The organism is Dietzia sp. SLG310A2-38A2, from assembly GCF_014145095.1.
Lineage (GTDB): Bacteria > Actinomycetota > Actinomycetes > Mycobacteriales > Mycobacteriaceae > Dietzia.
Genome location: NZ_JAALDX010000442.1, coordinates 10,677 through 24,096, shown reverse-complemented (window position 1 = coordinate 24,096; position 13,420 = coordinate 10,677). Strand labels below are relative to the sequence as shown.

General features: G+C 67.8%; 10 protein-coding genes. 5 read left to right on the top strand and 5 right to left on the bottom strand.

The window, feature by feature from the left end:
• Window positions 1–140 precede the first annotated feature (140 nt).
• Genes rarD through ilvA form a run of 3 tightly spaced genes read left to right on the top strand, consistent with a single transcriptional unit; the run spans window position 141 to window position 5,993 of the window.
• A complete protein-coding gene (gene rarD / locus G6027_RS14730; protein WP_182637825.1) occupies window positions 141–1,079 on the top strand; it encodes an EamA family transporter RarD in 939 nt (312 codons plus the stop codon).
• 42 nt (window positions 1,080–1,121) lie between these two features.
• Complete coding sequence (gene dnaE / locus G6027_RS14725) at window positions 1,122–4,676, top strand: DNA polymerase III subunit alpha (RefSeq protein ID WP_182637824.1); 3,555 nt, start codon at window positions 1,122–1,124, stop codon at window positions 4,674–4,676.
• 42 nt (window positions 4,677–4,718) lie between these two features.
• Window positions 4,719–5,993, top strand: coding sequence for a threonine ammonia-lyase IlvA (ilvA, locus tag G6027_RS14720; protein WP_182637823.1), 1,275 nt, complete (start codon window positions 4,719–4,721; stop codon window positions 5,991–5,993).
• 98 nt (window positions 5,994–6,091) lie between these two features.
• On the opposite strand, the gene G6027_RS14715 is transcribed toward ilvA, so the two are convergent.
• The 4 genes from G6027_RS14715 to G6027_RS14700 form a co-directional block, all read right to left on the bottom strand.
• A complete protein-coding gene (locus G6027_RS14715; protein WP_182637822.1) occupies window positions 6,092–6,577 on the bottom strand; it encodes a hypothetical protein in 486 nt (161 codons plus the stop codon).
• Window positions 6,578–6,924: 347 nt separating this feature from the next.
• Window positions 6,925–7,662, bottom strand: a complete 738-nt coding sequence (locus G6027_RS14710; RefSeq protein WP_182637821.1) for a hypothetical protein — start codon at window positions 7,660–7,662, stop codon at window positions 6,925–6,927.
• 30 nt (window positions 7,663–7,692) lie between these two features.
• Window positions 7,693–8,391 (bottom strand): hypothetical protein, encoded by a 699-nt coding sequence (locus G6027_RS14705; RefSeq protein ID WP_182637820.1) that lies wholly within the window; start codon window positions 8,389–8,391, stop codon window positions 7,693–7,695.
• A 40-nt stretch (window positions 8,392–8,431) separates the two neighbouring features.
• Window positions 8,432–9,205 (bottom strand): hypothetical protein, encoded by a 774-nt coding sequence (locus tag G6027_RS14700; RefSeq protein ID WP_182637819.1) that lies wholly within the window; start codon window positions 9,203–9,205, stop codon window positions 8,432–8,434.
• A gap of 272 nt (window positions 9,206–9,477) precedes the next feature.
• On the opposite strand from G6027_RS14700, the gene G6027_RS14695 reads away from it, so the two are divergent.
• On the top strand, window positions 9,478–11,112 hold the full coding sequence (locus tag G6027_RS14695) for a hypothetical protein (protein ID WP_182637818.1): 1,635 nt from the start codon (window positions 9,478–9,480) through the stop codon (window positions 11,110–11,112).
• 36 nt (window positions 11,113–11,148) lie between these two features.
• Here the strand turns inward: G6027_RS14695 and treZ are convergent, their stop codons facing one another.
• A complete protein-coding gene (gene treZ / locus G6027_RS14690) occupies window positions 11,149–12,915 on the bottom strand; it encodes a malto-oligosyltrehalose trehalohydrolase (protein WP_182637817.1) in 1,767 nt (588 codons plus the stop codon).
• 51 nt (window positions 12,916–12,966) lie between these two features.
• Between treZ and G6027_RS19020 the strand changes: the two genes are divergently transcribed.
• Window positions 12,967–13,420 (top strand): YigZ family protein (locus G6027_RS19020; RefSeq protein WP_241727161.1); only part of this gene is annotated, 454 nt, incomplete at its 3' end.

The window sequence follows — 13,420 nt, the reverse complement described above, 5'->3', positions numbered from 1 at the left end:
CGAGGCCCTGCCCGCCGACGCGGTGTGGGAGCGCTTCGCCGTCCGCCCGCTCCAGCCCCAGCAGGTCGACGCCGCGTTGCCCCTTCCCGACGACGCGCCCGTTCCGTCGGCGTGAGCGCGCAGGGGCCGGGGTGGTGCGGATGACCGAGCGAGATGGTGCGCTCCGCGAGCAGGACTCCGCCGACCGGTCGGTGGCGGTGGGGATGCTCGCCGGGGTTCTGGCGTACACGATATGGGGCTTCTTCCCCGCGTTCTTCCCGCTGCTCGAGCCCGCCGGCGCGGTCGAGATCGTGTGCCACCGCATCGTGTGGTCGCTGGTGATCATGGCGCTGGTGCTCACCGCCATGCGACGGTGGCGGGACCTGTGGGCGCTCGACCGCCTCTCGTGGGCGCGGATCGCCGGAGCCGCCGCGTTCATCACCGTGAACTGGGGTGTGTACGTGCACACGGTCAACTCCGAGCGGGTCACCGAGGCGGCGCTGGGGTACACGATCAACCCTCTGGTGAGCGTCCTCCTGGGAGTTCTGGTCTTCCGCGAGCGACTGAACCGTCCCCAGGTGTTCGCGGTGGCCCTCGCCGTCGTCGCGGTGGGGGTCCTCACCGTCGGGTACGGACACTTCCCGTACCTCTCGGTGCTCCTTGCGACGAGTTTCGGCCTCTACGGGGTCTTCAAGAAGAAGCTCCGCGCGGACCCGGTGATCGGGATGACCGGGGAGGTGCTGATCATCGCCCCGCTCGCACTGTCCGTGTTGCTGTGGCTGGGTGCGACCGGCGCGGGGACGTTCACCGGACACGGGGTGGGTCACACGGCGCTGCTTGCCACCGCCGGCCTGGTGACGGTGGTGCCGTTGCTGCTGTTCGCGACGGCCGCCCAGCGGATCCCCCTGGCCACCGTGGGCATGCTGCAGTACATCATCCCGGTCCTGCAGATGGCCTGGGGTCTGCTCGTGGTCGGGGAGCGACTGGACGCGGTCCAGTGGACGGGCTTCGCGCTGATCTGGGTGGCCGTGATCGCGTTCACGCTGGCGGGACGGTCACGTCGCCCGACGCGTGCTGGCGTTTCGGGTCGTGTCGGATAACCGACCTACACTGGGCCGGACAAGCCGTAGGAGGAATGCTGCGTGGGCGGATCCCAGTTCGTGCATCTGCACAATCACACCGAGTTCTCGATGCTCGACGGGATGGCGCAGATCAACCCGATGTTCGCCGAGGCGTCCAGGCTCGGGATGCCCGCGGTGGGCATGACCGACCACGGCAACATGTACGGGTCCTCGGACTTCTACAAGCAGGCCGTCAAGACCGGGATCAAGCCGATCATCGGCATCGAGGCGTACGTCGCACCCGAGTCGAGATTCAACAAGAAGCGTGTGCTGTGGGGCGAGAAGCACCAGAAGGGTGACGACGTCGCCGGTTCGGGCGCCTACACCCACATGACCATGGTCGCCGAGAACGCGACCGGCCTGCGCAACCTGTTCCTGCTGTCCTCACTCGCCTCGTATGAGGGGCAGCTGGGCAAGTGGGCCCGGATGGACGCCGAGATCCTGGCCGAGCACTCCGAGGGGATCATCGCGACCTCCGGGTGCCCCTCCGGCGAGATCCAGACCCGCCTGCGCCTGGGCCACCACAAGGAGGCCTACGAGGCGGCCGAGAAGTGGCAGTCGATCTTCGGGAAGGACAACTTCTTCCTGGAGCTCATGGACCACGGCATCGACATCGAGCGGCGGGTCCGTGAGGATCTGCTCAAGCTCGGCAGGGACCTCGGCATGCCGCCGCTGGTCACCAACGACTGCCACTACGTCACCCGCGAGCAGTCCCACGCGCACGAGGCGATGCTGTGCGTGCAGACGGGCAAGACCCTCGCCGACGAGAACCGTTTCAAATTCGACGGCGACGGGTACTTCCTCAAGTCCGCGGCCGAGATGCGCGCCCAGTGGGACACCGAGGTCCCCGGAGGGTGCGACAACACGCTGTGGATCGCCGAACGCGTCCAGCCGTACGACGAGATCTGGGCGCCCAAGGACCGGATGCCCAAGTTCCCCGTGCCCGAGGGCGAGACGGAGGACACCTGGCTCGCCCGTGAGGTCCACAAGGGCCTTCAGTGGCGCTTCCCCGCGGGGGTTCCGCAGGAGTACCTGGACCGCGCGGAGTTCGAGCTCGAGGTGATCAAGGGCAAGGGGTACCCCGGGTACTTCCTCGTGGTCGGCGACCTCATCGAGTACGCCCGCTCCATCGGCATCAAGGTCGGTCCGGGCCGAGGGTCCGCGGCGGGTGCGCTCGTGGCGTACGCGCTCAAGATCACCAACATCGACCCGATCGAGCACGGCCTGCTGTTCGAGCGGTTCCTCAACCCGGAGCGCCCGTCCGCGCCAGATATCGATATCGACTTCGACGACCGTCGCCGCGGCGAGATGATCCGCTACGCCAGCGACAAGTGGGGCGCCGACAAGATCGCCCAGGTCATCACGTTCGGCACCATCAAGACCAAGGCCGCCATCAAGGACGCCGCGCGCGTGAACTTCGGCCAACCCGGGTACGCGATCGCCGACCGGATCACCAAGGCCCTGCCACCGGCGATCATGGCCAAGGACATCCCCCTCTCGGGCATCACCGACCCCAAGCACGAGCGGTACGGCGAGGCCTCGGAGGTCCGTCAGCTCATCGAGACCGACCCGGACGTCAAGCGGATCTACGACACGGCCCGCGGGCTGGAGGGCATGGTCCGGCAGGCGGGCGTCCACGCGTGTGCGGTGATCATGTCCTCCGAGCCGCTGCTCGACGTGATCCCCATGTGGAAGCGTGCGCAGGACGGCGCCCTGATCACCGGGTGGGACTACCCCTCGTGTGAGGACATCGGCCTGCTCAAGATGGACTTCCTGGGCCTGCGCAACCTCACGGTGATCGGCGACTGCCTGGAGAACATCAAGTCAAACCGCGGCGAGGAGATCGACCTCGACACGCTCAGTACCGACGACCAGGCGACCTACGACCTGCTGGCCAGCGGTGACACCCTGGGAGTGTTCCAGCTGGACTCCGGTGGCATGCGTGAGCTGCTCAAGCGGATGAAGCCCACCGGCTTCAACGACATCGTCGCCGCGCTGGCCCTGTACCGACCCGGACCGATGGGGATGGGGACGCACTGGAACTACGCCGATCGCAAGAACGGCAAGCAGGAGCTCACCCCCATCCACCCTGAGCTGGAGGAGCCGCTCAAGGTGATCCTGGGCGAGACCCACGGTCTGATCGTGTACCAGGAGCAGATCATGGCCATCTCCCGCGAGCTCGCGGGATACACCGCCGGTGAGGCCGACGGCTTCCGCAAGGCGATGGGCAAGAAGAAGGCCGAGGTCCTGGCCGCCGAGTACGAGAAGTTCTCCAGCGGCATGTTCGAGCGCGGCTTCTCCAAGGAGGCCGTGGACGCCCTGTGGGGGACCATCGAGCCCTTCGCCTCGTACGCGTTCAACAAGTCCCACGCCGCCGGCTACGGGCTGGTGTCCTTCTGGACCGGCTACCTCAAGGCCAATTATCCGGCGGAGTACATGGCCGCTCTGCTCACCTCCGTGGGTGACGACAAGGACAAGGCCGCGCTGTACCTGTCCAACTGCCGGCAGATGGGGATCCGGGTCCTGCCGCCGTCCGTCAACGAGTCGCTCACCAACTTCGCCTCGGTGGGTACAGACATCCGCTTCGGCATGGGTGCGGTCCGCAACGTCGGTTCCCACGTCGTGGACTCCGTCGTGACCGCGCGTAAGGAGAAGGGGGCGTTCACCGACTTCTCCGACTACCTGGCCAAGATCGACCAGACCGCGTGCACCAAGAAGGTCACCGAGTCGCTGATCAAGGCCGGCGCGTTCGACTCCCTCGAGCATCCCCGAAAGGGCCTGTTCCTGGTCCACGCCGACGCGGTCGAGTCGGTGATGTCCACCAAGAAAGCGGAAGCGGTGGGCCAGTTCGACCTCTTCGGCGGGGCGGACGCGGACGAGACGGGGGGCGCCTCCGCCTTCAGCGACGTCTTCGCGGTCCGGGTCCCCGACGAGGAATGGGACATCAAGCAGAAGCTGGCGCTCGAGCGGGAGATGCTCGGCCTCTACGTCTCGGGCCACCCGCTCGACGGACTGGAGTCCGCGCTCGCCGCAAAGACCGACACGTCGATCGCCACCATCCACGAGGGCGAACTCCCGCACGGCACCGCGGTGACCATCGGCGGAATCATCTCCGGCGTGGACCGGAGGGTCAACAAGAACGGCGAACCGTGGGCGATCGTGACCATCGAGGACTTCAACGGCAGCGTCGAAGTGCTCTTCTTCCCCAAGACGTACCGGCTCGCCGCGCTCGACATCGCCGAGGACGCGGTCGTCCTGGTCAAGGCGCGCATCAACATCCGCGAGGACCGGGTCTCGGTGTTCGGCGACACCCTCGAGGTGCCGGACCTGGTCGTGGGTGGCAACGGCGCCCCGCTGGCGCTGACGCTGCCCACCCGGATGTGCACCATCGAGACCGTCACCGCCCTCAAACAGGTCCTCGGCCGGCACCCCGGACCCTCGGACGTCCACCTGCGGCTGGTCAACGGGAGTTCCTCCACGGTGTTGCGGCTGGACGATCATCTGCGGGTCGAGACGTCCTCCTCTCTCATGGGGGATCTCAAGGCGCTGCTCGGGCCGGGTTGCCTCACCGGATGACCAGTTGGCGGTGACAACCGGCGCGGTGGGACACTGGTCGTCGTGACCGTCACCGATTCCGCCGCGACCCAGGTAGTGACCCCCGACGACATCGACATCGCCGCCCGCCGTATCGGCGACGTGATCCTCGCCAGCGATCTGCACCCGAGCGAGCGGCTGAGCGAGCAGACCGGCGCGACGATCCTGCTCAAGCGCGAGGATCAGCAGGCGGTCCGGTCGTACAAGATCCGTGGCGCCTACAACCTGATGTCGCAGTTGACCGGCGACGAGCGCAGCGCGGGCGTGGTGACGGCGAGCGCGGGCAATCATGCGCAGGGCGTGGCCTTCGCCTGCCGGAGCCTCGGGATCAATGGCCGCATCTACGTCCCCACCAACACCCCCAAGCAGAAGCGCGACCGCATCCTCGCCCACGGACGCAACTGGGTGGAGCTGGTGGTCACCGGGGTCAACTTCGACGCGGCCCAGACCGCCGCCCGCGCCGACGCCGAGCGCACCGGCGCCACGATGGTCCCGCCGTTCGACCACCCGGACACCATGGCCGGCCAGGGAACCATCGCGGCGGAGATCCTGGCGCAGCTCGACGAGCTCCCCGACGCCGTGGTGGTGCCTGTCGGCGGCGGCGGGCTGGTGGGCGGGCTCGCCACCTACCTGGCGGAGTACGCGCCCGACTGCAAGATCATCGCGGTGGAACCCGCTGGAGCTCCCTCTCTGACCAGGGCGCTGGAGGCGGGGGAGCCGGTCACCCTCGACGCCGTGGACACCTTCGTCGACGGCGCGGCGGTGGCCCGGATCGGCGACTTCCCGTTCGGGGTGATCGCGTCGATGACCGAGCGGATCCAGGTCCTCACCGTGGACGAGGGCGCGGTGTGCACCGCGATGCTCGAGCTCTACCAGAACGAGGGGGTCATCTCCGAGCCCGCCGGCGCGCTGGCCGTGACGGCCCTGGACCAGCTCGAGATCGACGAGGGTGCGACCGTCGTCTGCATCGTCTCCGGCGGCAACAACGACGTGTCGCGCTACAGCGAGATCATCGAACGCTCGTTGGTCCACCAGGGGCTCAAGCACTACTTCCTGGTGAAATTCCCCCAGGAGCCCGGCCAGCTTCGACGGTTCCTCGATGAGGTGCTGGGCCCGGAGGACGACATCACCCAGTTCGAGTACCTCAAGCGCAACAACCGGGAGTACGGCGCCGCGCTCGTGGGCATCGAATTGGGATCCGCCACCGGGCTGCACTCCCTGCTCGAGCGGATGGAGGCGTCGCGCATCGACTGCGAGCAGCTTGAGCCCGGCACCGCGGCGTACGAGTACCTGACCTGAGTCGATGCCGTCGAATGCGACAGAACCCCTGCCGGACGAATTCTCGACCGGCAGGGGTTCTGTCGTGTGTGGGTGCGCTCTCCTGATCCGAGTCAGGGTCAGTTGAACGCGCCGAGCGCCGCCGAGCCGGACTGGACGAGGCCGCCGACCGAACCGGCGGAGACCCCGGTGAGCATGTTCGTCAGGTCGGACGACATTCCGGCGGAACCCGAGTTGGCCTCGGTGACCCCGTCCGGATCGATGTTGCCCGCGATCTGACCGAGCGAGCCGGCGGAACCGGTGGAGGAACCTGCCTCCAGATCGTCGAGAGCCTCGGTCTGGGAGCCTGCGGTGCCGAGTGACCCTTCGACGGATCCGACCGACCCGGTGAGGGAACCGGTCGCCCCGACCGAGCCGTCGAAGAAGCCGTCGAGGTTCTCCCAGTTCTCGATGAGCCCGGTCACGGAACCGAGACTGCCGAACGAGGGGGCCTCGACCTCGACCTGGGCGCCTGCGGTAGCGACGGTGCCGAAGACGGCGAGTGCGCCGAACGCGCCGACAGCGACGGCGGTCCGCAGGGTTGAACGAAGCGAAGCTGAAGACATGAAATTCCCCTTAAGGAGATGGTGGGATCCCGACCGCTACTGCGGTACGGGCCTGGGAGCGCCGTACTTTGTGGACGCTTGCTTAGCATTACATATGGCGGATGTGATCGCAAACACATTTTCCGAAATGTGTCCACTTGTGGCGGAACTGCCCCGAAGAGAACGCTCTGAACTGCAGTGATTAGCGCTCATCCATGTGAGGTGTCGCGCTGGCGGCCGCGCCGCAATCGCTGAGAGGGCTGGGCTCGGTGAAAGCTCGTTCATTAGCCGCGAAACACAATCGTGATCCGTGAAAAAGCTGAGAGATGCATTCTCGGCACCGGTGACGACCGGGGTGGGCCCCGACCTCAGCGGGTGCCCATGGACCCGATCGGCAGGGTGCCGTTGTTGCTCGGAGAGGGCGGGGCTCCGCCTTCGTAGCCGGCGAAGGCGTAGGCCTGGCCGCCAGGATCGGTGCACACGAGGAACGCCCCGGCGGCGAAGTCGGTCCGCACTCCGTGGCTCGGTGGTGAGAGGGCGACAGTGCGCGACTGGGTCGCCCCGTTGTTGACGGAGAATGCTCCGGTCGTCCCGGCGTGGCCCGCCATCTTGGCCGCGGTGTTGTTGCGCGATATCCAGTCTCGCGCCGCGTAGGCGTCACCCAGGATGGGGGCGATGCTCCCGGAGGGCAAGAGGCCGAGCAGCGGACCGAAGGGGACCTGCGCGGTGATGGTGCCGTCCTGGTTCTGAACGTTGCCGGAGCTACCGAACACCGAGACGGGATCTGACTTGTGGGCGAAGTTCGCGTAGTACTGCACCGCCGCCTGGGCGACCGGCGCCGCGGTCACGCTGGCGCCGACGCTGCTGTTGCCCTCGGGTCCCGCGCAGGTGAGATTCCGCCCGGAACCGTTGGTGATCGCCACGGTGACGGACGAGAGGTCTGGCTGGGTCACCGTGACTGTCACACCAGGCAGTGACGTCACCACGACCTTGCCGGCGTTGACGTCGCCGGGGATCGAGTTCTGGGCCCCGGCGAGGGCGGGGACCGAGGCCAGGGCTGTGAGGGTGGCGGTCGCCAGCAGCGCCGCTCGGATCGGGACGATCATGTGGGAGTCTTTTCGTCGAGTTGTGGGGAGCTAGAGGACTGGGGCGACGCCGCCCTCGTAGCCTGCGAATACGTGTGCACGCCGGGCCCCGGTGGTCTCCGTGCAGAAGAAGAGGGCCGCGGCCTGGAAGTCGGTCCGTTGTCCGCTCGCCGGAGCGCCCAGCTGAGCACTCCACGTCACCGAGGCGTTGGCTCCGACGGTGAACGCGACATTTCCCCCGACCCGCGGATCGCCGGTGTGGCCGGCTACGCGCGCCGCTTCCTGAGCCGAGCGGATGTCCATGAGGTCGGATCGGGTCGCGCCGAGTGCCTTGTTGACACTGCCGGTGGGAAGGATGTCGAGAAGGCTGCCTATCGGAATGGGGTCTAGTTCGATCCCGGTGATGTCCAGCCCGACTCCTCCGATCGGCTGAAAGATGTTGTTGGCGTAGTAGCGCATGGATCTGGCTACGATCTCAGCCTCGGTGACCTGCCCGGGGTATTCCAGTCCCTGGACTCCCGGAGTTGCACACCGGAATCCGGTGCCGGTCGTGTTCTGGATCCGGCCGGTGACGTTCGTCGCGGTGGCCTGGGCTGCATCCACCGACACCACGAGGCGGTTGCTGTCGGTGATCACGACGGTGCCGGTGTCGATCGCCCCTGGGACCTGCGCGTGCGCCGCGGCGGGGGAGCCGAGACCGACGACGAGCGCGGAGATGAGTGCGAGCGTGCGGACAGGTAGTGCGGCCATGGTGGTCTCCCGAGTTCCTGGTGGAGTGTTGTCGCTTGACTCAGCTGCCGAATCGGCCGGTCTCGGACGAGGTGATGCTTCCCAGCGGGATCGTGGGTGTCGCGTCGCCGAAGTATCCCGAGAACAGGTAGTCCTGGCCTGAGATCTGACATGCGAAGAGGGCACCGGGCCTGAAATCCGCCGGCCGGGGCCCGGCAGCCGGGTCGTTCAACGCGACTGTCCGCGTGATGCCACTGGAGGCGGGAAGCGTGATCGACTCTATGGCGCCTACCAGGCCGTCGAGGCGTGCGGTGGTGTACATCTCGCTGAGTCGCCCCGCGGCGCCGAACTCCGGACGCAGGCTCCCTGCGGCGCTACCCGGTATGAGCCCCGTGATGCTCCCCAGGTCGGCGCCGATGGTGATGATATTGGTGCCGTTGCTGCCGACGGGGATCGTCATGCCGGGATCGAAAGTGTGCGGGTACGTGGCGTAGTAGTCGACGGTGCGCGCGACGATCTCGTCGGTCGTGACCGTTCCCGCGCGGCTCGTGGTCCCGGTGTCTGTTCCACGGATGCCGTTGCAGGTGATCGGTGAGGTGGTGTTGTTCTGCAGACTCACTCCGACCGTGCCAGCCGCGAGATTCGGCGCATCGACCGCGACCTGTATCAGCGTGCTGTCCACGATCACCACGTTCGTCCCGGGATCGACTCCCGGAAGATTCGCCGACGCGGGGGCGGCCGCGGCCACGACGATCGAGATCGCGCTCGTCGTGGCGGTGACAGCCCAGGGGACGACCCTGAAGCGGGATCGTGCGGGGGTTCGGGTAGTGGGCATACGTCCGACTCCTGGGGCGGCGAGGTAGGTGAACTGCATCGGGGTGGACTCTGAGTGCCCTGACAAACGTAGTATTGACTGCAGTGACCAAAAACACAACTCTATGGTTCTTACGGAAAGCTAAGGTGCTGAACCGCAGATCATGACGTTAGTCTGCCTATAGATGTGATTTCTATCATGCTTCGATGTTAGGTTCTTCCGAGTCCGATACACCGGGCTCCTCGAGTTCTCTGTACGTACTGCCGTATCACATTTTGATTAAGGACGGTCGAATGGCACTGAGGCGGAAGACCTCTGCACTGCTCGCTGTCGGCCTGGTGTCCGGCATGGCCTCCCCGGTCGCGCCTCTGGCCGTTGCGCAGGAGTTGACGACGCAGTCGACGTCGGTCACCCACACCTGCGAGCTGGTCAAGCCGTGGGGCCTCCTGGGTGCCAAGAACCAGGGGACGATCGTCAGTCCCGAAACTGTGGTCGTCCGCTACCCGGCGGAAGTCGCACCGGGTGAGGTCTTCACCGCGTATGTCCAGCCGGGTGCCGCCGCGATGCGGACCACGGACGGCCGGCAGGCCGGGCTCCTCAGCTACGACATCGCGTTCCCGTCGAATTCGACCAACCTCGCGGCGAGCTACAACGGTGGCGGCAGCGGGTATTCCATTCCGGGGAACGGTCCGGCCCTGGTGGACAGGGTTGCCGCGAACGGTCAGATCACGACGGAGGGTCCCTTCGCGCGGATCTCGGGGGGTGCGACGGCGTACCACGGCGCGAACTCGCGGACCGGGGATGCGGTCGATCGCTGGAAGGCGGGTATGCAGGTCGGGGCCAACACCGACTTCCGGTTCCCCGAGGTCGCGCTCAAGATGCGCGCTCCGGTGTCCCTCGCGAGCGGGTCGACCATCACGACCGCCCTCAAGGCGGCGGGCCAGTCCGGGAGCAGCACCGACCCGACGAGGAACACCATCCAGGGGGCTGAGCAGGGCGGGTGGGGGACAGAGCGGACCAACTACTACTTCTGTGGCTCCTCCGCCAATGCGGGTTCGCTGTCCACGACGACAGTCAACAGCTCGCTTCCCCGCTATCTCGCCAAGACCACCACGCGGATGGTCACCACGGAGACCCTGCTGCCACTGACCGCGCGGACGACCGACCTCACAGCGGAGGTGTCCTCCACGGAAGACCTGATGTCCAACATCCGGCCTGGAGGGATGAACTTCACGATCCGGCACAAGGCCACCGGACAGGTCCTCGCGACTGTGCCCAACGTGACGGTCGGGAGCAACGGTCAGGCGACCACGAGCTATACCTTCCCCGCCCTGACGGCCGGCTCGTTCCGGGACGAGTACGAGGTCCTCGCCACCTACGCCGGTCGTGTCGACGACATCGAGTCCAGCACATCAGAGCCGGTCACCGTCAGCGTCGGGTACAACGAGGTGAGCGCGAACGTAGTCCTCACCTCCACCAACGGTGCTCTCGTCGGTGGGACGATGCCCGTCACGCTTCGGGCCGCGTTCGCCCTCCCGTCCGGCAAGTCGGCGCCTGCGGGGCTTGCCATCCAGCTCTTCCGCAACGACCTTCCCCACGGTGCCCCGATCGCGATCCCCCCGGGAACCACGAGCGCGGACTACACCTTCCCGACGGACACCCTGACCCAGACCGAGGAGACCCGGACCTACCGCTACCGGGCAGAGATCGTGCCGGTCATCTCCGGGGTGGATCGCTTCGTGGGAGGTTCCGCGACGCCGGTGGCCGCCATCGTCGTGGGCAGCAACCCCGGCTCGCCGCTGCCCGAGGGTGGACAGGGATCGGTCGACCTCGAGGGGTTCTTTCGGGCGCCCCAACTCGTATGGGACTGGCTTACCGGCAGCATCGGGCAGGCCGGTAGGTTCTCGCTGGGTTTCGCCGACAACTAACGCATTCCTCAACGGTCGGCCCTCAACGATCGGCGCTCAGGCCGGTCGCACCACCGCGAACCCGAAGGCCTGACAGAAAACCGAGTCGTCGTCGACCACCGCCCCCGAGGTCAGCACCGCCTCCCCGGCCACCGGGACCCTGCTCGGTTCGGTTCCCAGGTTCACCACCAGAGCGAGCGAGCCCCGGTGGACGATCAGCCAGCGGCCGTCGTCGGCCTCGACCCCGCATCGCACGCGCACCGACCCGAGCCACGGATCGCTGAGTTCGGGCTCGGCCCGCCGGAGGGCGATGAGCGCGCGGTACCCCCGCAGGATCTCGGCATGCTGGTCCTCCGTCTGCTCGGACCGGTCCAGTACCGACCGCCGGAACGTCTCCGGGTCCTGGGGGTCCGCCACCGTGGCCGGGTCCCATCCCATCTCGGCGAACTCGCGGGTCCGGCCCCGGCGCACGGCGTCGGCGAGCTCGGGTTCGGGGTGCGAGGTGAAGAAGCAGAACGGGGTGCGCGCGCCCCATTCCTCACCCTGGAACAGCATCGGCGTGAAGGGGGAGCACAGGATGATCGCGGCCTTGGCCAGCTGCTGGGCCGGGGTGAGGTTGACGGAGGGCCGATCGCCCGCGGCACGGTTGCCCACCTGGTCGTGGGTCAGGGTGTACGCCACGAACCGGCTGCCCGGTACCCGTCCGACGTCCAGCGGACGGCCATGGACCCGCCCGCGGAACGCGGACCACGTCCCGGCGTGCAGGAACGCCCCGGTGAGGACCTCTCGCAACGCTTCGAGTGACCCGAAGTCCGAGTAATAGCCCTGGCGTTCGCCGGAGACGGCGGCGTGGACGGCGTGGTGCACGTCGTCGTCCCACTGCCCGGTGAGCCCCAGGCCGCCGCCCTCACGCGCGGTGACCAACCGTGGGTCGTTCTGGTCCGACTCCGCGATCAGCGACAGCGGCCGCCCGAGGTGAGTGGACAGTGACTCGACCTCCACCGCCAACTGCTCGAGGAGGTGCACGGCCGAGGCGTCGTGCAGGGCGTGGACCGCGTCCAGCCGCAGGGCGTCCACGTGGAACTCGTCGAACCAGCGCAGGGCGTTGTCGATGATGTACCTGCGCACCTCGCCCGAGTGCGGGCCGTCGAGGTTCAGCCCGGATCCCCACGGTCCGTCGGCCGCGGACAGGTAGGGGCCGAACTCCGGGAGGTAGTTCCCGGACGGTCCGAGGTGGTTGTAGACCACGTCCAGGCAGACGCCCAGCCCGCGGGCGTGGCAGGCGTCCACGAACTGCTGGAACGCGTCCGGCCCACCGTACGGCTCGTGTACGGCGAACCACGCCACCCCGTCATAGCCCCAGCCGTACTCGCCGTTGAACGCGTTGACGGGCATCACCTCGACCATGTCCACGCCCAGCTCCACCAGGTCGTCGAGGTGATCGATCGCGCTGGTCAGCGTGCCGCCGGGGGAGAAGGTGCCCACGTGCATCTCATACAGCAGTGACCCGGTCAGTTGCCGACCCGTCCACGCCGAATCGGTCCACCGGGCGGCGTCCACCCGGTGCACCCGCGAGAGCCCGTGCACGCCCTCGGGCTGACGCGCCGACCGCGGGTCGGGACGCACATCGCTCACCTCGCCGTCGTCGCCCCTCACCACGAACCCGTAGTCCCTGCCCTGGTCCCGCACGACGGTCGAGGACCACCAGCCGTCGGTGGCGCGGTGCATGGCGATCGGATCGGCGTCGGCGGAGTCCAGGACCAGGCCGACGGCATCGGCTGTCGGCGCCCAGACGGAGAACGTGTCACTGCTCGGGAGGCTCACACCCCCAGGGTAGGGAATCCCGCCGGGGGGCGGGGCGGCGATACTGGTCCCATGACCGACCCCGGGACGCGCGTGCTCAGGCTCTCCGCCGGCCCGGACGTCACCGGTGAGTACGAGGAGAAGCGCTCGAGGTTCCTCGCCGTGCTGCGGAGGTGCGACGACGAGGAGGACGCCCGCGACCTGATCGCCGACCTCCGCCGTGGCCATCCGGCCGCGCGCCACCACTGCAGCGCCTTCCTGGTGGACGTGCCGGGGTCGAGCCGGATCGAGCGCTCGAACGACGACGGCGAACCCTCCGGAACCGCCGGCACCCCCATGCTGGAGGTCCTGCGCGGCAGTGGGCTGACCGGGGTGGGTGCGGTGGTCGTGCGGTGGTTCGGCGGCACCAGGTTGGGCACGGGCGGTCTGGTCCGCGCGTACGGCTCCGCGGTGTCGGCCGCGCTCGACGAGGCGTGGCGGACGGGTCGGGTCGTGGAGGTCACGCGGACCCCGGCGTGGCGTGCCG